This window comes from Hydrocarboniphaga daqingensis (genome assembly GCF_900129825.1).
Classification (GTDB): Bacteria; Pseudomonadota; Gammaproteobacteria; order Nevskiales; family Nevskiaceae; genus Hydrocarboniphaga; species Hydrocarboniphaga daqingensis.
Genome location: NZ_FQWZ01000006.1, coordinates 83674 through 101004, shown reverse-complemented (window position 1 = coordinate 101004; position 17331 = coordinate 83674). Strand labels below are relative to the sequence as shown.

Sequence of the window (17331 nt, the reverse complement as noted above, 5' to 3'; positions counted from 1 at the left end):
CTTGGAGCTAGCGGTTTGCTTGGACCGCATTTGTTGCGAATTGGAGATCGCGCGGGCGGTGAGGTTTCGCCTGCCCGGCGGGGGGTAACTTTTCTTTGCTTGTGCAAAGAAAAGTCACCAAAAGAAAGCACACCCTGGAGAAGCGCCGGCTGGCGCCGGTCCCCGCGGGCAAGACCGTGCTCGGGGTCGGGACTACGCGACGTCCTGTCGCGTAATCCCTCGACTGCCCATCCATGGGCAGTCGACCCGCTGCGCGCGGCCTTGCCCGCGGCGCTTCTCAAGGGGCCCAACGGCGGGTGCGCTGGTCGGGCTGATGGCGTGTTCGACGGTGTGTTCGATGGAGCGGTTGACGGCGGGTGCGGGGGTGCGGCGCTGGCGCGCGCAACCGCGATGATCTCGATACAGCCGTTTGCTGCGGACTGTGAACGCGATGCCATTGATTGGATGAGCCAACGCTGATGGATGCTTATCTGCTTGAGTGGGTGAACTTGCTGCTGCGGTGGACGCATTTGATCGTCGGCATCGCGTGGATCGGGGCGTCGTTTTACTTCGTCTGGCTCGACAATCATCTGGTGGCGCCGACTGATGCCGATCTGCAGGCCAAGGGTGTCGGCGGGGAGTTGTGGGCGGTGCATGGTGGCGGGTTCTACAACCCGCAGAAGTATCGGCTTGCACCGGCGCAGATTCCGCCGCAGCTGCACTGGTTCTATTGGGAGGCGTACAGCACCTGGTTGTCCGGCTTTGCGCTGCTGTGCCTGATGTACTACGGCGCGCCGACGCTGTACTTGATTGACCCGGCCGTGGCGGCGCTGTCGCCGTTGCAGGCGGTTGCGATCGGCGTGGCGACGCTGGTCGGCGGTTGGCTGGTCTACGACGCGCTATGCCGCTCGCCGCTGGGGCGTGATCTGAATCGTTTGGCGATCGTGCTGGCGCTGCTGCTGGCGGCGGCCGCTTATGGGCTGTGTTCGGTGTTCAGCGGGCGTGGTGCGTTTCTGCACTTTGGCGCGATGCTCGGCACGATGATGGTCGGCAACGTGTTCTTCGTGATCATTCCCGGCCAGCGGGCGATGGTCGCGGCGGCAGCGCGCGGCGAAGCGCCTGATCCCCGCAACGCGGTGCGCGCCAAGCAGCGCTCGGTGCACAACACCTATTTCACGCTACCGGTGCTGCTGATGATGATCAGCAATCACTATGCGTTCACCTACGGTGCGCCGCATCACAACTGGTTGGTGCTGATCGCGCTGTGTCTGGCGGGTGCTGCGATTCGTGTCTGGTTCGTCGAGCGGCACAAGGCCCATGAGCGGGGCGGGCGCACATCGCCGCTGGCGCTGATCATCGGCATCGGGCTGATCGCAGCGGTGATCGTCGCGCTGCGTCCGGCGCCGCCCGCGGCGACGGCAGCCGCTAGCGTGCTGCCGTTCGAACGCGTCCAGACGATCATCCAGGCGCGCTGCGTCAGCTGCCATGCCGAGCATCCGGCCCAGGCTGGCTTCGTCACGGCGCCCAAGGGTCAGATGTTCGACACGGCGGAGCGCATCCTCGCGCAGACCGCGTCGATACGCGCCCAGCTGGTCAGCCGCGCGATGCCGATCGGCAATCTGACGCAGATGACCGACGACGAACGTGCCGCCGTGATTGCGTGGATCGACGCTGGAGCGCCGCACTGATGAGCGCCGTCGCCGGCCTGCCGTCGCTGAGCGCGCATCGTGGCGCGCTGCTGCACTTCAGCGGCGATCCGGGCCCGGACGATGACGCTACGGCTTATCAGTATCTGGAAGACGGTTTGCTGCTGATCGCCGACGGCCGCATCGCGGCCTGCGGTCCGGCTGCGGCGCTACTGCCGACGTTGCCGCGCGATCTGGCGGTGACGCAGCACGGTGCGCAGCGGCTGTTGATGCCGGGCTTCATCGATACGCATATCCATTTCCCGCAGACCGACATGATCGCCTCGGGCGGTCGGCAACTGCTGGACTGGCTAAACGACTACACGTTCCCGGTCGAAGCGCGCTTTGCCGATCTGGCGCATGCACGCGATGTCGCGTCGTTCTTTGTCGACGAGCTGATGCGCAACGGCACGACCACGGCGCAGGTGTTCTGCAGCGTGCACGCAGCGTCGGTCGACGGCTTCTTCGGCGTGGTGCGTGAGCGCGGTCTGCGGATGATTGCCGGCAAGGTGCTGATGGACCGCAACTGCCCCGACAGCGTGCGCGACACGGCCGAAAGTGGTGAGCGCGATACGCGCGCGCTGATCGAGCGCTGGCATGGTGTCGACCGGCTGGCCTACGCGATCACGCCGCGCTTTGCACCGACATCGACCGAGGCCCAACTCGACAGTGCCGGCCGCATCGCGCGCGATCATCCCGACGTCTACATCCACAGCCATCTGGCCGAGAACCACGGCGAGATCGCCTGGGTGCGCCAGCTGTTTCCGTGGAGCGCGGGCTATCTGGACGTCTACGAGCGCTACGGCTTGCTGCGCGAGCGCGCGACCTATGCGCATTGCCTGCACTTGAGCGCCGACGAGCGCCGCCGCCTCGGCGCCAGCGGCGCCTGCGCTGCTTGTTCGCCGACATCGAACCTGTACCTGGGCAGCGGCCTGTTCGACTTCGATGCCAGCGACGCGGCCGGCCTGCGCTACGCGCTGGCCACCGATGTCGGCGGTGGTACCAGCTTCAGCCAGCTGCGGACCATGGCCGAGGCCTACAAGGTGGCGCAGATGCAGGGCCAGCGGCTGCCGGCGCTGCGCGCGTTCTATCTGGCGACGCTGGGCGGCGCGCGCGCGCTGCATCTGCAGGACCGCATCGGCAGTTTCCGCGTCGGCAACGAGGCGGACTTCATCGTGCTCGACTGGAGCACGACGCCGCTGATGCAGCGACGTATTGCCGCGACGCAGCGGCTCGATGAAAAGCTGCTGGCGCTGATGATGCTCGGCGACGATCGCCTCGTCGCCCAGACCTATATTCTCGGCCAAGCGGTGCTGCCATGACGGCAAGCCCACTGTCGCGGCATCGACGGTCCGATCCGACTCAGCACCGCCGTTCGACCGAAGACCGAACATGAGCCCATCCGATACTGCGGTCCCCGCCAAGCCCCGCAGCCGTCGCACCGTCACGGTTGCGGCGGATGCCGAACTCGACAGCCGCGACATGCCCTCGGCCGGCAGCTCTGTGAACACGGCCGATGCGGGTGCGTCATCTGCTGCCGCCGGCAGCGTGCAGTTGGCCTACGAGCGCATCTGCTCGACGATCATGGATCACACGCTGCCGCCCGGCACGCGGCTGATCGAACACCGCTTGTGCGAAATCTTCGGGCTGGGTCGCACGCGCGTACGTCAGGTGCTGCAGCGTCTGGCCAACGAGCGTCTGGTGACGCTGCTGCCCAATCGCGGCGCCGAAGTCAGCAAGCCTTCGCCGCAGGATGCCCTCGATATCTTCGAGGCACGCCGGCTGCTGGAGCCGGGCATCGTCGAGAAGTTTCTCCAGGTGGCGCGGCGCGCCGACATGCAGCGCATCCGTGATCACCTCGCACAGGAAAAAGCCGCGTGGCGCAGCAATGACCGCCGCGCGATGATCCGGCTGTCGGGCGAGTTTCATCTGATCATCGCCGAGGTCGCCGGCAACGCCACGCTGCTGGAACTGATGCGCGAGCTGGTATCGCGTTCGTCGCTGATCGTCTGCCTGTACCAGTCGCCCGGCACGCAGACTTGCCCGCCGGACGAGCATCAGGAGCTGGTCACCGCGCTGGAGAAGCGCGCACCCGAGGCGGCGTCGCTGATGCTGCATCACTTGCAGCATGTGCTCGACGGCCTGCAGTTGGACGTACAGCGGCCGCGCGGCGTCGACTTGCGCGCCGTGCTCGGTGGCGAACAACGGAGCTGAGCCGATGAGCACGCAAGCAACGGTCGGCAGCGCCGCCGCTTATCCACGCGACTTGGTCGGCTACGGCCGAACGCCGCCGCATGCGGCCTGGCCGGGCGGCGCGCGCATCGCCGTGCAGTTCGTGCTCAATGTCGAAGAAGGCGCCGAGAACAACGTGCTGCACGGCGACCCGGCGTCGGAGACGTTCCTGTCTGAAATCATCGGCGCCAGCGCGTTCCCGATGCGACATATGAGCATGGAGTCGATCTACGAATATGGCTCGCGCGCCGGCTTCTGGCGGCTGCTGCGCTTGTTCGAGTCGCGCGGCCTGCCGCTGACGGTGTTCGCTGTCGCCGAAGCACTGCAGCGCAACCCCGACGCCGCGGCGGCCTGCATCGCGCTAGGTCATGAGATCGCCTGCCACGGTCTGCGCTGGATCAGCTATCAAGGCGTCGACGAGGCCACCGAGCGCGCGCATATCCGGCAGGCGGCGGCGATCCACACGGCGATCACCGGCAGTGCGCCGCTGGGCTGGTACACCGGCCGCGACAGCCCGAATACGCGGCGTCTGGTCGTCGAAGAAATCCCTGGCCTGGTCTATGACGCGGATTCGTATGCCGACGACCTGCCGTACTGGACGCCAGTGGACACGGCCGACGGCCGGCGCTCGCATCTGGTGGTGCCGTACACGCTCGACACCAACGACATGCGCTTTGCCGCGATGCAGGGCTTCAACAGCGGCACGCAGTTCTTCGATTATCTGCGCGACGCATTCGACGTGCTGTACGCCGAAGGCGATCCTGCGGGCCTGGATCGGCCGAAGATGCTGTCGATCGGCCTGCATTCGCGGCTGGTCGGTCGGCCGGCGCGGATCGCAGCCTTGATGCGCTTTCTGGATCACGTCGCCGCGCACGATCAGGTCTGGGTGTGCCGGCGCATCGACATCGCACGGCACTGGCAGGCGACGCAGCCGCCACCGCAAGAGGATCGCGCATGAGCCGTATCGATCTGGCCTCATTGAATGCCGCAGCGTCTGCGGAATTCATTGCCGCGCTGTCGACGATCTTCGAGCACTCGCCCTGGGTGGCCGAGCAGGTCTGCGATCAGCGGCCGTTCGCGAGCCGTCTGCATCTGCATGCCGCGATGTGCGCGGTCGTGCGCCGTGCGCCGGCTGCACAGCAGCTGGCCTTGGTACGCGCGCATCCAGAGCTGGCCGGGCGTGCGGCGATCCGTGGTGATCTGACTGCCGAGTCGACGCACGAACAGGCCGGCGCCGGTCTGTCGCACTGCACGCCGCAGCAGTACGAGCAACTGCAGTCGATGAACGACGCCTACAACGCGCGCTTCGGCTTTCCATTCGTACTGTCGGTCAAAGGCCACGACCGTGAGTCGATCCTGCGCGAGTTCGAGCGACGCCTGGGTAACGATGCCGACACCGAGTTGCAGACCGCGTTGCGGGAGATCGACCGGATCGCTGCCTTCCGGCTGGCCGAGCGCGTCGACGAGCCGGCCGGCTCGCTGCTGCTGGCGATGGCCGACCAGCTGGCAACGCATACCGAGCAGGCGGGTGCGCTGACCTGCACGTTTATGACGCCGGCCCATCGCGCCGTCGCTGCGCAGCTGCGCGACTGGATGCTGATGGCCGGGCTTGATGCACAGATCGATGCGATCGGCAACGTCGTCGGCCGCTGGCGCTGCCAGCGGCCCGGTGCGCGCACGCTGTTGACCGGTTCGCACTACGACACCGTGATCGACGGCGGTCGCTACGATGGCCGGCTCGGCATCCTGTTGCCGATCGTGGTCGCTGACCGATTGCAGCGGCGCGGCATGAGCCTGCCGTACGACCTTGAGGTGATCGGCTTCGGCGATGAAGAAGGCGTGCGCTTCAAGAGCACGTTCCTCGGTAGCAGCGCCTTGGCCGGCACGTTCAACGTCGAGCTGCTCGATCGCGCTGATGCCGACGGCATCAGCCTGCGACAGGCGTTGATCAATGCGGGGCATGATCCGTCGGCGATCGGCACGCTGACGCGCGACACGGCTGGCTTGCTCGGCTATGTCGAGGTGCATATCGAACAAGGTCCGGTGTTGCTGGAAGAACAGCGCGCGCTCGGCGTGGTCACCGCCATCAACGGCAGCGAGCGCTACCGGATCACGATCACCGGCCTGGCCGGGCATAGCGGCACGGTGCCGATGCACTTGCGCCGCGATGCCGCGGCCGCTGCAGCCGAGCTGGTGCTGTACGTCGAGCAGCGCTGCTCTCAGGCGCCGGGCTTGGTCGGCACCGTCGGCCAGCTTGCGGTGCCCAATGGCGCGATCAACGTGATTCCGGGTCGCTGCGAGCTGTCGCTGGATATCCGTGCCCCTGACGATCAACTGCGCGATGCGGCCGTCGCCGATGTTCGCGCACGGCTCGACGAGATCGCGCGGCGCCGCCGCGTCGACGTGCAGATCGAGCGCGTGCTGCGCGCCGATGCCACGCCGTGCGCGCCGGCCTTGCAGGCGGCGCTTGATGCCAGTATCCAGCGCGTCACCGCGAGCCCCGCGCCGAGCCGGCATCTGCCCAGCGGCGCCGGGCACGATGCGATGATGATGGCGCGCGTCACCGAGGTCGGCATGCTGTTCGTTCGCTGCGGTAACGGTGGCATCAGTCATCATCCGGCCGAAACGCTGAGCGCCGACGATGCCGATATCGCGGCGTGTGTGTTTGCCGATTTTCTATTGCATTTGCCGGATGGCGACGGTGCCATGCCGGCGATTACGAGTTGAGATCTGTCCACGATGAGCCGAGTCACTGCCGAGCTGTATTCCGCGATTGCCCAACAGGTCGATGCTGGCTTCGACGCCAGTTGCGCGTTTTTGGCGAACCTGGTGCGCGTGCCGACCGACAATCCGCCCGGTGACTGCGCGCCGCATGCGCAGCGCACGCTCGAACTGCTGACCGCGCTCGGGCACAAAGTCGAAGCGCATACGGTGCCGATCGCCACGGTGCGCGCGGCGGGCATGATCTCGGCAACGAACCTGATCGTCCGCCAGCGCTTCGGTAGCGGACGCGGCCCGACGATCGCGCTCAACGCGCATGGCGACGTGGTGCCGCCCGGCTTGGGCTGGACTCAGGACCCTTACGGCGCCGCTATCGTCGACGGCGCGATGTACGGCCGTGGTGTCGCCGTCAGCAAATCCGACTTTGCGACGTACACGTTCGCGCTGCGCTGCCTGCAGCAGTTGGTCGCCGACGGTGCCGTGACGCTCGACGGCAACGTGGAGCTGCATTTCACTTACGACGAAGAAGTCGGTGGCGATATCGGCCCCCGCTGGCTGCTGGAGCAGGGCTTGAGCAAGCCCGACTATGCGGTCAGCGCCGGCTTCTCGTACGCGGTGACGACGGCGCACAACGGCTGCCTGCATCTGGAAGTCACGGTGCGCGGTCGCCAGGGGCATGCCGCGATGCCGGAAAGCGGCGTCGACGCGCTGGCCGCGGCAACGCAGGTGATGCAGGCGCTGTATGCATCGCGCGCCGCGATGCAGCAGACGCGCTCCTCGGTCAGCGGCATCGGTCATCCGACCTTGAACATCGGCCTGATCGAGGGTGGGATCAACACCAATGTCGTGCCCGATCGCGTCCGCTTTCGGCTCGACCGGCGGATGATCCCCGAAGAAGATCCGCAAGCGGTCGAGATCGCGCTGCGTTCGCTGATTCTGGCCGCGGGTGCCGCCTGCGAGCCGGGGATCACGGTTGATATCCGCCGGCTGCTGTTTGCGATGCCGCTGGTCAAGCTGCCCGGCGCCGAGCGCCTCACCGAGGCCTTGCAGCGTCATGGCGAGCAGTACTTCGGCGGGGCGATCGGCGAACACGGGGTGCCGCTATACACCGACGCGCGCCACTATGCAGCGGCCGGCATCCCGACCGTGTTGTACGGCGCTGGCCCGCGCACGCTGGCCGAAGCACACGGCCATGCGGCCGACGAATGCCTGCAGCTCGACGACTTGCGTCGCGCCACCGCCACCGTCACGGCGATGCTGGTCGACTTGCTGTCGGCCTAGCGCCGACTGCTGCGAGCAGGGGCGGCGGTTGCAAACGCCGCCGAGTCGTCAGACCGTCAAGTGATGCCGGACCATCTCGTCGCTGAGGTCGGCAATCGGCCCAGCGGCGACCGCACGACCCTTGTCGAGAATCCGGAAGTCGCTGGCGACGCGGCGCGCGAACGGCAGCTTCTGCTCGACGATCAGCACGGTCAGCCCGGTTTCGGCATTGAGCCGAATCAGCAGGTCGCCGATCTCGTGGACGATGTTCGGCTGAATGCCCTCGCAAGGCTCGTCGAGTATCAGCAGCCGAGGTTGCAGCAGCAGCGCGCGGCCGATCGCCAGCTGCTGTTGCTGGCCGCCAGACAGATCGCCGCCACGACGTCGCAGCATCTGCTTGAGTACCGGGAACTGAGTGTAGACGCGTTCCAGCGCATCGGCGGGCCGCTCGCGTTTGGCGATCAGCCCCATGCGCAGGTTTTCTTCGACGCTGAGCTGGCTGAAGATTTCACGCCCCTGCGGCACGTAGCCGATGCCGTGGCTGGCGCGGGCGTCGGCGCTGAGCTTGCGCAGGTCCAGCCGCGCGGCGTCGTCGTCGCTGCCGAACTGGATCGATCCGGAGCTGGCCGATACCAAGCCCATCACGCAGCGCAGCAGCGTGGTCTTGCCCATGCCGTTGCGGCCCATCAGGCAGGTGCGGCTGCCGGTGGGGATGTCCATGTCGATGTCCCACAGCGTGTGACTGCCGCCATAGAACTGATTCAAGCCCTTGATCGAAAGCATCGTCGTATCGCCGCCTAATCGCCTAGATAAACTTCGATCACTTTCGGATCGTTCTGCACTTGGTCCATCGAGCCTTCGGCCAGCACCGACCCTTGATGCAGCACGGTGACGGTGCGCGCGATCGATCGGACGAAGGCCATGTCGTGTTCGACGACGACCACCGAATGCGTGCCCGACAGCGATACCAGCAGTTCCGCCGTGCGTTCGGTTTCCTGCGGCGTCATGCCCGCGACCGGCTCGTCGACCAGCAACAGCTCGGGCGACTGCATCAGCAACATGCCGATCTCCAGCCACTGCTTCTGGCCGTGACTGAGGCTGCCGGCCAATACATTGCGCTTGTCGCTGAGACCGATCGTGCGCAGCACGCTGTCGATGCGATCGGCCTGCTCGCTGCTGATGCGCGCAAACAACACCTTCCACACTGCCTTGTCGCCGGCCATCGCCAGCTCCAGATTCTCGAACGTCGTGTGGTTCGGGAAAATCGTCGGCTTCTGGAACTTGCGACCGATGCCGGCCGTCGCGATCTCGGGTTCGCTGAGCGACAGCAGATCGACCGTCTGGCCGAACCAGGCACTGCCGGTATCGGGCCGCGTCTTGCCGGTGATCACGTCCATCATCGTCGTCTTGCCGGCGCCGTTGGGGCCGATGATGCAGCGCAGTTCGCCGGCTTCGATGTACAGGTTCAGATCGTTCAGCGCCTTGAAGCCGTCGAAGCTGACGCTGATGCCTTCCAGATACAGAATGATGTTGTGCGACAGATCGAGACGCGGCGCGGCCGAGCGCCGGTTCTGTCCGAGAAAGCGGCCGCCGATCATGACGTCGTCCTGTTGCGCGCCAGCTTGGTGATCAAGCCGACGATGCCCTGCGGTAGAAACAGCGTGACGCCGACAAACAGCGCCCCGAGCGCGTACAGCCAGACCTCGGGTAGCGCCGCAGTGAAGTACGTCTTGGCGTAGTTGACCAGCAGCGCGCCGAGTGCCGCGCCGTACAGCGTGCCGCGTCCGCCGACGGCAACCCAAACGACGACTTCGATCGAATTGATCGGCGCGAACTCGCCTGGATTGATGATGCCGACCTGCGGCACGTACAGCGCGCCGGCAATGCCGGCGATCACCGCCGAGAACGTCCACAGCCACAGCTTGACGTTCTCGACCTTGTAGCCAATGAACCGCGTGCGGCTTTCGGCGTCCCGCACCGCTTCGACGACGCGGCCGAGACGTGAACCGATGATGTAGCGGCACGCGGCATACGACAGCGCCAGTGCGATGGCGGTGGCTAGGAACAGACCGATGCGCGTGTGCTGGGCCTGCAGGTCGAAGCCGAGCAGGTCTTTGAAATCGGTCAGGCCGTTGTTGCCGCCAAAACCCATTTCGTTGCGGAAGAACGCCAGCAGCAGCGCGTAGGTCAAGGCCTGCGTGATGATCGACAGATAGACGCCGGTGACGCGCGAGCGGAATGCAAACCAGCCGAACAGCCAGGCCAGCAAGCCGGGCGCGACGACGACCATCAACATCGCAAAGCCGAAGTGATCCATGCCCTGCCAGAACCACGGCAGTTCTTTCCAGTTCAAGAACACCATGAAGTCGGGCAGCACCGGGTCGCCGTAGACACCGCGCGTGCCGATCTGACGCATCAGATACATGCCCATCGCATAGCCGCCGAGCGCGAAGAACGCGGTGTGACCGAGGCTCAGGATGCCGCAGTAGCCCCAGATCAAGTCGACCGAGATCGCCATCAGCGCATAGGTCATGTACTTGCCGATCAGTGCCACCGAGTAGTTCGGCAGATGCAGCATCGAGCCGTCGGGCACCACGGCATTCAGCAGCGGCACCAGCACCGTCGTCGCCAGCAGCACGGCAAAGAACAGCTGCGATCCTCGATCGCTGAGCAACAGTTTGCGGACGATCATGATCGGGCTCCGACTCGCATCGGCTCTCCGTATGGGAACGGGGTAGCGGTGAGGGCCGTTGAGTACGCGCGATCGGCGACGCCCTCATCCGTCCCTACGGGACACCTTCTCCCGGAGGGAGAAGGGAACAAGTGCGATGGTTCAACTGAGCGCTTCACCAGAACGCGCGCTGCTAACCCCTCTCCCTCCGGGGAGAGCGAAGCGAGGGGGGCGAAGCCGGCAGGGGTGAGGGCGTCCGGGTACGCGCCAGCTCCAACGCCCTCATCCGTCCCTGCGGGACACCTTCTCCCGGAGGGAGAAGGCATCAGACGCGATGGTTCAGCTGAGCGCTTCACCAGAACGCGCGCCGCTAACCCCTCTCCCTCCGGGGAGAGCGAAGCGAGGGGGGCGAAGCCGGCAGGGGTGAGGGCGTCCGGGTGCGCGCGATCTGCAACGCCCTCATCCGTCCCTGCGGGACACCTTCTCCCGGAGGGAGAAGGGAACAGACGCGATGGTTCAGCCGAGAACTTCACAAGAACGCGCGCTGCAAATCCCTCTCCCTGTTGCTGAGAGGAAGAGGTGAGGGACTCTGAGTACGCGCGATCTCCAACGCCCTCATCCGTCCCTACGGGACACCTTCTCCCGGAGGGAGAAGGGAACAACGGGTTGATATTGGGGCTCATGCTCAACCCTCGGCCGCTCGGCCCTTCTGCGGGAACAAGCCGCGCGGGCGCTTCTGGATGAACATGATCAGGAACACCAGGACGAGAATCTTGGCCATCACGGCGCCGGCGTACGGTTCCAGCAGCTTGTTGACCACGCCCAGCGACATGCCGCTGATCAGCGTGCCCCACAGGCTGCCGACGCCGCCGAAGACGACGACCATGAACGAATCGATGATGTAGGCCTGGCCGAGGTTTGGGCCGACATTGGTCAGCTGCGACAGCGCGACGCCCGCGACGCCGGCAATGCCGGAGCCCAGGCCGAAGGTGGCGGCATCGACCCATTCGGTGCGCACGCCCATTGCGCGGGCCATCGCGCGGTTCTGCGACACGGCGCGGACCTTGAGACCCAGCGACGTGCGCTTCAGCAGCGCCAGCAGCGCGGCGAATACGATGAACATGAACACGACGATGTACAGCCGGTTGTAGGTCAGCGACAGCGCATCGTTGATCGTCAGCGAGCCGCTCATGAACGCCGGGGTCTGCACCGAGCGGTTCAGCGGCGAGAAGATGCTGCGCACCAGCTGCTGCAGCACCAGCGACAAGCCGAACGTCGCCAGCAAGGTTTCCAGCGGACGTCCGTACAGGAAGCGCACGATGCCGCGTTCAATGGCGACGCCCATCAGCCCACTGACGACGAATGCGGCCGGTATCGACAGCATCGTCGCCATCGCGATCTGCTGCGGCATCAGTTGCTGCATCACATACGCGGTGTAGGCGCCGAGCATGATCAGCTCGCCGTGGGCCATGTTGATCACGCCCATCACGCCGAACGTGATCGCCAGCCCGATCGCCGCCAGCACCAGCACCGATCCCAGCGACAAGCCGAAGAACAGCGTTTCGACGCCGCCGTAGAGCTTGCGCCGGCTTTCGATGTGACGCAGCGCGATCGCTGCTGCGCTGCGCACGCGCGCATCGGGCTCGGCAAAGCTGCCGTCGTCGTTCTGCTGCGTCAGTGGCAGCAAGCCGTTGTAGACCTCGGCGCCGATGTCGTCGGCGACGTGCTGCACCGCGGCCAGCCGCGTATCGGCGTCGCTGCTGCTCAAGTCGGCCAGTGCCAGCCCGGTATCGATGGCTGCTTGCACCTTGGCATCGGCTTCCGTATCGCGGTGTGCGCGCAGTGCCGCGACCGTGGTGTCGTCGAGCGTGCGCACCATCTCCTTGACGGCGGCGAGGCGCACGGCCGCATCGGGATCGGCGAGGCTTAGTTGAGCCACCAAGCCTTTCAGCGTCTTGCGCAGCCGGTTGTTGGTGCCGATTTTCTTCAGGCTGTCGGCGGGTGCGGCAGGTGCCGCAGCGCCGGTTGCCGCGACGCTCAGCGTTGGCGCGGCAGCGGTGTCAGCGGTGGCCGCGTCGGTATCGACGGCGGCGATCACGATGGCACCGTCGGCCGTCGCCAACAGCCGGCCGTCGAGCAGCGCGCGGATCACGGCGCCCGCTTGCGGATGGCCGCTGACGGCGATCTGCTGCAGCAGCGATTCCTTGTCGCTGTAGCTGGCTTCGGGCAGCGCACTGAGCGCAGCGTCGAAGCTCAACGCGGCGTCAGCGGGCGCATCGGCGACGCTGACGGCTTCTGTGCCGGCGTCCTGCGCGAAGCTGGGATAGGCGATGCCGCTGGCGGATAGCGTCAGCAGCATCGCGATGATCAGGGGGTGACGCTTGGAGAGAAGGTTCACGAGGTTATCGCTTGCAAGGGCAAGACCAAAAATCGCCCCGGGCGTTTGACGGCCCGGGGCATTGGCTCACATCACCATGGGAGACGGATCAGACCGATGCTCGTGTTCAACACGGCAGCGATTAGAAATTTTGTCCGGAGCACTTCTTGGTCTTGGTGTTGTAGTTGCCGCACTTGAGCGTGACCCAGTCGGCTTCGATGTCCTTGGAACCCGGCAGGAAGTCCGACCAGGCATCGCCGGCCACTTCGCCCTTGGTCTGCCATACCACGTCGAGCTGACCGTCTTCACGGATCTCGCCGATGAACACCGGCTTGGTCAGATGGTGGTTCGGCAGCATCTTGGCGGTGCCACCGGTCAGATTCGGCGTTTCCAGACCGATGATCGCGTCGGACACCTTGGCGACGTCGGTGGTCTTGGCCTTCTCGACCGCCTTCACCCACAGGTTGAAGCCGATCACCGTCGCTTCCATCGGGTCATTGAACGTGCGCTTGTTGTTCTTGATGAACTGATGCCAGCTGCCGATCGCGGACTTGTTGACCGGCTTGTCGATGCTCATGAAGTAGTTCCAAGCAGCCAGATGGCCCACCAGCGGCTTGGTGTCCAGGCCGGCCAGTTCTTCTTCGCCGACCGAGAACGCCACCACCGGAATGTCTTCAGCCGAAATCTTCTGGTTGCCCAGCTCTTTGTAGAACGGCACGTTGGCGTCGCCGTTGATCGTCGAGACAACGGCCGTCTTCTTGCCGGCGCTGCCGAACTTCTTGATGTCGCTGACGATCGACTGCCAGTCGCTATGACCAAACGGCGTGTAGTTGATCATGATGTCTTCGGCCTTGACGCCCTTGGACTTCAGATACGCCTCGAGGATCTTGTTGGTCGTACGCGGATAGACGTAGTCGGTGCCGGCCAGTACCCAGCGCTTCACCTTGACGTCGTTCATCAGGTAATCGACGGCGGGGATGGCTTGCTGGTTCGGCGCCGCGCCGGTGTAGAACACGTTCTTCGACGATTCTTCGCCTTCGTACTGCACCGGGTAGAACAGCAGGCCGTTGAGTTCTTCAAACACCGGCAGCACGCTCTTGCGCGACACGCTGGTCCAGCAGCCGAAGGTCACGTCGACCTTGTCCTTGGCCAGCAGCTCGCGCGCCTTTTCGGCGAACAGCGGCCAGTTCGAGGCCGGGTCGACGACGACGGGTTCGAGCTTCTTGCCGAGCAGGCCGCCCTTCTTGTTCTGCTCGTCGATCATCATCAGGACGGTGTCCTTCAGCGTGGTCTCCGAGATCGCCATCGTGCCCGACAGCGAATGCAGCACACCGACCTTGATCGTGTCGGCCGCTTGCGCGGCGGCACCGAAGGCCATCATCGCGACGGCGGTCGCCGTCAGGCTCAAATGCTTGAGCAAACCGATCTGTTTCATGTTTTATCCTGTTGCGTATGGGGAGTGACGAAACGGTGCGATGGCGCCGCTCAGATCTGCAGCTGGACGCCGAGGCCGATCTGCGTGAAGTCGGTGCCGGCCGGACCGTCGAACGTGGTGTCGATGTAGAACAGCGACAGCTTGGCGTTGAAGTCCTTGATCACGTAGTTCAGGTTGAACTCGGACGTATTGCGGTCGGTGTCGCCGCCGACGGTGTTGTAGGTCGCCGTTGCGTACTTGCCGAGCAGCTGGATCTTGCCGATGCCGACCGGCTCGGGGAACAAGTACGACACCAGGCCGAAACCACCGCTGCTTTCGTCGAATGCGGCGGGCACACCGTAGCCACCGAAGCCGTCGTAGCTGGCGTATTCGCCGCTGATCGTGAACACGCCACCGTTGCCGAGCTTCTTTTCCATGATGCCGTCGACCGTGATTGCTTCACCGTCGGGCACGCTCTGCACGGCCACGCCGAACGTCAGCACGTCCTTGGCACCGTAGTAGGTGCCGTTGCGGTAGTAGCCCGACTCGATGTCCCAGAAGCTGTACTGCAGGCGTGCGGCCGTGATCACGTCTTCGGCATTGGCGCCGCCGGTGACGGCAGGCACGTCGAACACGCCAGCCGACACGGCCAGACGGCCGAAGTCACCCCAGTACGCAACGCCGTCGTTGCGGCCGGCGACGATGAACGGAAAGCCGTCCTGGATGCCGTCGGTGGCGAAGCCCCATTCGTTGGAATAGTACGGACCGTTCAAGTTGGCGCGGTCGCTCGGCGGCAGGAAGCGGCCGGCCCAGATGTTGAACTGCGGTGAAAACTCGAAGCGTGCGATCGCGTCCATCACTTCGAACTCACGCACGCCGCCGGACGTTGGCGTACGGTCGTATTCGGTATTGAACGTGAACTTGACCTGCTCGGTGACCGAACCGCCGATGTACAAGCGCGCGGTGTTGATGCCGTAGTCGTTGCTGTCCTGGTCGGCGCCATCGACGCTGGTGTTGACGAAGCTGCTGCGAATGCCGCCGCCGAGCGTCGTATCGGGCAGCTTCAGGTCGACGGCCAGTGCCGGCGCAGCTGACAGCAGCAAAGTGGTGGCGATGCCGCCGAGTTGAATGCCGGACCGCAGACGCATGGATCGTTCCTTCATGATGAGTCCCTGTTGTTGTGCCCCGTTGATGCCCCTGCCGCAGAGCTCGGCGCGCTGGGCGACCGATCGCGGTTTCTGCCGTGCCGTCGCTGTTCAAGGCGCGGTATCTGGCTGATCCGCAGGCTACGGACGTGGTTGCGGCGTCGGTATGGGGCGTTTGACGTAGAGGGGTCGCGCCACGAGGATGCGATGATCCTCACCATGAGCTTGCCGATGCTGCCGCCGGAGCTGTCGTCATCACCGCTGCGCGCGGTGCCGCACCAGCGCGTCGACGGCGCAGCACGCCTGGTCTATCGCGGCGACGCGGACGGGCGCACGCGCTTGGCCGACCTGTATCAGCGCGCGCCGTGCCGTGTGCTGTTTCCCGATGTCGACGCCGGCCAGCCGCCGCAAGCGGTGATGCTGACCACCAGCGGCGGTTTGACCGGCGGCGATCGTCTGTCGCTGCAGATCGAAGCCGGTGCCGGCTGCACGCTGACCGCGACCACGCAAGCGGCCGAGAAGCTCTATCGTGCGCTGCCGGGTGATGCGCCGACGCGGATCGACATCGGCCTGCGCGTCGGCGACGGCGCCTGGGCCGAATGGCTGGCGCAGGAGACGATCCTGTTCGATCGCTCGCAATTGCGGCGCAGCTTGAGCGCCGACGTCGCCGGCAGCGGCCGCTTGCTGGCGGTCGAAAGTCTGGTGTTCGGACGCACGGCAATGGGCGAGCGTTATGACAGCGGCACGCTGCACGACGCTTGGCGCATCCGTTGCGACGGACGCCTGATGTGGGCGGACACGCTGCGGCTCGGCGGTGATGTCGCTGCGGCGCGGGCGCAGCCGTTCGGCTTCGGCACGGCGCATGCCTGCGCAACGCTGGTGTACGTGGGCGCCGATGCGTCGGCGTTGCTGGCGCCGCTGCGCGAACGCTTGGCCGTATTGGGTGGTGGCGTTGCGGCGACCTGCATCGAGCGCGTGCTGATCGTGCGCGTGCTGGCCGACGATGCGCCGGCGATGCGCGCGGCAGTGCGCATCGCGGCTGGCGCATTGCGCGCGATGGCGGGCGGCTTGCCGGTGCGCTTGCCCAAGGTCTGGGACTGCTGACGCAGCCCGGTGAATGGATTGACTGTCAACGGAGTGGCGATTCTTGAACCTGACACCACGAGAGAAAGACAAGCTGCTGGTCGCGATGGCGGCCAACGTCGCGCGACGTCGGCTGGAGCGCGGCGTCAAGCTGAACTATCCAGAAGCGATCGCGCTGATCACCGACGCTGTCGTCGAAGGCGCGCGTGACGGTCGCAGCGTCGCCGATCTGATGCAGGCCGGTGCGCTGGTGCTGACACGCGCACAAGTGATGGACGGCATCGCCGAGATGATTCACGAGATCCAGGTCGAAGCCACGTTTCCCGACGGCACCAAGCTGGTGACCGTGCATGAACCGATCCGCTGACGGCAGAGGCGCCACGACATGATTCCAGGCCAGGTCATCACGCAGGATGGCGACATCGTGCTCAACGCCGATCGCCCCACACTGCGCCTCACGGTCGCCAACACCGGCGATCGCCCGGTGCAGGTCGGCAGCCATTACCACTTCGCCGAGGTCAATCCGGGCCTTGCGTTCGACCGCGCCGCCGCGCGCGGCTTTCGCCTGGATATCCCCGCCGGCACCGCAATCCGCTTCGAACCCGGTCAGAGTCGCGAGGTGCAGTTGGTCGCGCTGGCTGGCGATCGCATCGTCATCGGCTTTCGCGGTGATGTGATGGGTGCGCTGTGACGACGCGGTGTGCGCGGTTCAAATTGCTCGGGGGTGAGTGCCTTTCGGGTTCGGGTGTGCTCGATTTCGGCGA

Annotated in this window: 15 protein-coding genes; 9 read left to right on the top strand and 6 right to left on the bottom strand. The window is 65.5% G+C overall.

Translation table 11 applies throughout. The annotated features are described in order from the left end of the window. Window positions 1-458 precede the first annotated feature (458 nt). From BUB09_RS12665 to BUB09_RS12640, 6 genes are all read left to right on the top strand, one after another. Window positions 459-1667: a urate hydroxylase PuuD gene (locus tag BUB09_RS12665; RefSeq protein ID WP_072898109.1), complete on the top strand. Its 1209-nt coding sequence runs from the start codon at window positions 459-461 to the stop codon at window positions 1665-1667. After that, window positions 1667-2986: a guanine deaminase gene (gene guaD / locus BUB09_RS12660; protein WP_072898108.1), complete on the top strand. Its 1320-nt coding sequence runs from the start codon at window positions 1667-1669 to the stop codon at window positions 2984-2986. The genes BUB09_RS12665 and guaD overlap by 1 nt, the downstream gene beginning before the upstream one ends. A 70-nt stretch (window positions 2987-3056) precedes the next feature. Beyond that, a complete protein-coding gene (locus tag BUB09_RS12655) occupies window positions 3057-3878 on the top strand; it encodes a GntR family transcriptional regulator (RefSeq protein WP_084083409.1) in 822 nt (273 codons plus the stop codon). Between the two features lie 4 nt (window positions 3879-3882). After that, on the top strand, window positions 3883-4854 hold the full coding sequence (gene puuE / locus BUB09_RS12650; RefSeq protein WP_072898107.1) for an allantoinase PuuE: 972 nt from the start codon (window positions 3883-3885) through the stop codon (window positions 4852-4854). Then, entirely contained in the window at window positions 4851-6623 is a 1773-nt protein-coding gene (locus tag BUB09_RS12645) for an allantoate amidohydrolase (protein WP_072898106.1), read from the top strand. The genes puuE and BUB09_RS12645 overlap by 4 nt, the downstream gene beginning before the upstream one ends. A gap of 12 nt (window positions 6624-6635) precedes the next feature. Then, a complete protein-coding gene (locus BUB09_RS12640) occupies window positions 6636-7898 on the top strand; it encodes a M20/M25/M40 family metallo-hydrolase (RefSeq protein ID WP_072898105.1) in 1263 nt (420 codons plus the stop codon). A 48-nt stretch (window positions 7899-7946) separates the two neighbouring features. Here the strand turns inward: BUB09_RS12640 and urtE are convergent, their stop codons facing one another. The 6 genes from urtE to BUB09_RS12610 form a co-directional block, all read right to left on the bottom strand. Continuing rightward, entirely contained in the window at window positions 7947-8660 is a 714-nt protein-coding gene (urtE, locus tag BUB09_RS12635) for an urea ABC transporter ATP-binding subunit UrtE (protein ID WP_072898104.1), read from the bottom strand. 14 nt (window positions 8661-8674) lie between these two features. After that, a complete protein-coding gene (gene urtD, locus BUB09_RS12630) occupies window positions 8675-9475 on the bottom strand; it encodes an urea ABC transporter ATP-binding protein UrtD (protein ID WP_072898103.1) in 801 nt (266 codons plus the stop codon). After that, a complete protein-coding gene (gene urtC, locus BUB09_RS12625) occupies window positions 9472-10569 on the bottom strand; it encodes an urea ABC transporter permease subunit UrtC (protein ID WP_072898102.1) in 1098 nt (365 codons plus the stop codon). Before urtC ends, urtD begins: the two co-directional genes overlap by 4 nt. A 664-nt stretch (window positions 10570-11233) precedes the next feature. Next, window positions 11234-12946: an urea ABC transporter permease subunit UrtB gene (gene urtB / locus BUB09_RS12620; RefSeq protein WP_245793280.1), complete on the bottom strand. Its 1713-nt coding sequence runs from the start codon at window positions 12944-12946 to the stop codon at window positions 11234-11236. A 121-nt stretch (window positions 12947-13067) separates the two neighbouring features. Then, window positions 13068-14306, bottom strand: a complete 1239-nt coding sequence (urtA, locus tag BUB09_RS12615; protein ID WP_366486456.1) for an urea ABC transporter substrate-binding protein — start codon at window positions 14304-14306, stop codon at window positions 13068-13070. A gap of 104 nt (window positions 14307-14410) precedes the next feature. Beyond that, the gene (locus tag BUB09_RS12610) at window positions 14411-15487 is read right to left on the bottom strand and encodes a porin (RefSeq protein ID WP_175550197.1); all 1077 of its coding nucleotides are present in this window, start codon (window positions 15485-15487) and stop codon (window positions 14411-14413) included. 204 nt (window positions 15488-15691) lie between these two features. Between BUB09_RS12610 and BUB09_RS12605 the strand changes: the two genes are divergently transcribed. Genes BUB09_RS12605 through BUB09_RS12595 form a run of 3 tightly spaced genes read left to right on the top strand, consistent with a single transcriptional unit; the run spans window position 15692 to window position 17258 of the window. Beyond that, entirely contained in the window at window positions 15692-16588 is an 897-nt protein-coding gene (locus BUB09_RS12605) for an urease accessory protein UreD (protein ID WP_072898098.1), read from the top strand. Window positions 16589-16631: 43 nt separating this feature from the next. Further along, entirely contained in the window at window positions 16632-16934 is a 303-nt protein-coding gene (locus BUB09_RS12600; protein ID WP_072898097.1) for an urease subunit gamma, read from the top strand. Window positions 16935-16952: 18 nt separating this feature from the next. Beyond that, window positions 16953-17258 carry an urease subunit beta gene (locus BUB09_RS12595; protein ID WP_072898096.1) on the top strand — a complete coding sequence of 102 codons (306 nt, stop codon included), beginning with the start codon at window positions 16953-16955 and terminating at the stop codon, window positions 17256-17258. The last annotated feature ends 73 nt before the right edge of the window (window positions 17259-17331 follow it).

Excerpts from the sequence above, each read along its gene's own strand:
- BUB09_RS12665 (WP_072898109.1), top strand. The coding sequence starts at position 459 with ATGGATGCTTATCTGCTTGAGTGGGTGAACTTGCTGCTGCGGTGGACG.
- guaD (WP_072898108.1), top strand. The coding sequence starts at position 1,667 with ATGAGCGCCGTCGCCGGCCTGCCGTCGCTGAGCGCGCATCGTGGCGCG.
- BUB09_RS12655 (WP_084083409.1), top strand. The coding sequence starts at position 3,057 with ATGAGCCCATCCGATACTGCGGTCCCCGCCAAGCCCCGCAGCCGTCGC.
- puuE (WP_072898107.1), top strand. The coding sequence starts at position 3,883 with ATGAGCACGCAAGCAACGGTCGGCAGCGCCGCCGCTTATCCACGCGAC.
- BUB09_RS12645 (WP_072898106.1), top strand. The coding sequence starts at position 4,851 with ATGAGCCGTATCGATCTGGCCTCATTGAATGCCGCAGCGTCTGCGGAA.
- BUB09_RS12640 (WP_072898105.1), top strand. The coding sequence starts at position 6,636 with ATGAGCCGAGTCACTGCCGAGCTGTATTCCGCGATTGCCCAACAGGTC.
- urtE (WP_072898104.1), bottom strand. The coding sequence starts at position 8,660 with ATGCTTTCGATCAAGGGCTTGAATCAGTTCTATGGCGGCAGTCACACG.
- urtD (WP_072898103.1), bottom strand. The coding sequence starts at position 9,475 with ATGATCGGCGGCCGCTTTCTCGGACAGAACCGGCGCTCGGCCGCGCCG.
- urtC (WP_072898102.1), bottom strand. The coding sequence starts at position 10,569 with ATGATCGTCCGCAAACTGTTGCTCAGCGATCGAGGATCGCAGCTGTTC.
- urtA (WP_366486456.1), bottom strand. The coding sequence starts at position 14,306 with ATGATGGCCTTCGGTGCCGCCGCGCAAGCGGCCGACACGATCAAGGTC.
- BUB09_RS12610 (WP_175550197.1), bottom strand. The coding sequence starts at position 15,487 with ATGCGTCTGCGGTCCGGCATTCAACTCGGCGGCATCGCCACCACTTTG.
- BUB09_RS12605 (WP_072898098.1), top strand. The coding sequence starts at position 15,692 with ATGATCCTCACCATGAGCTTGCCGATGCTGCCGCCGGAGCTGTCGTCA.
- BUB09_RS12595 (WP_072898096.1), top strand. The coding sequence starts at position 16,953 with ATGATTCCAGGCCAGGTCATCACGCAGGATGGCGACATCGTGCTCAAC.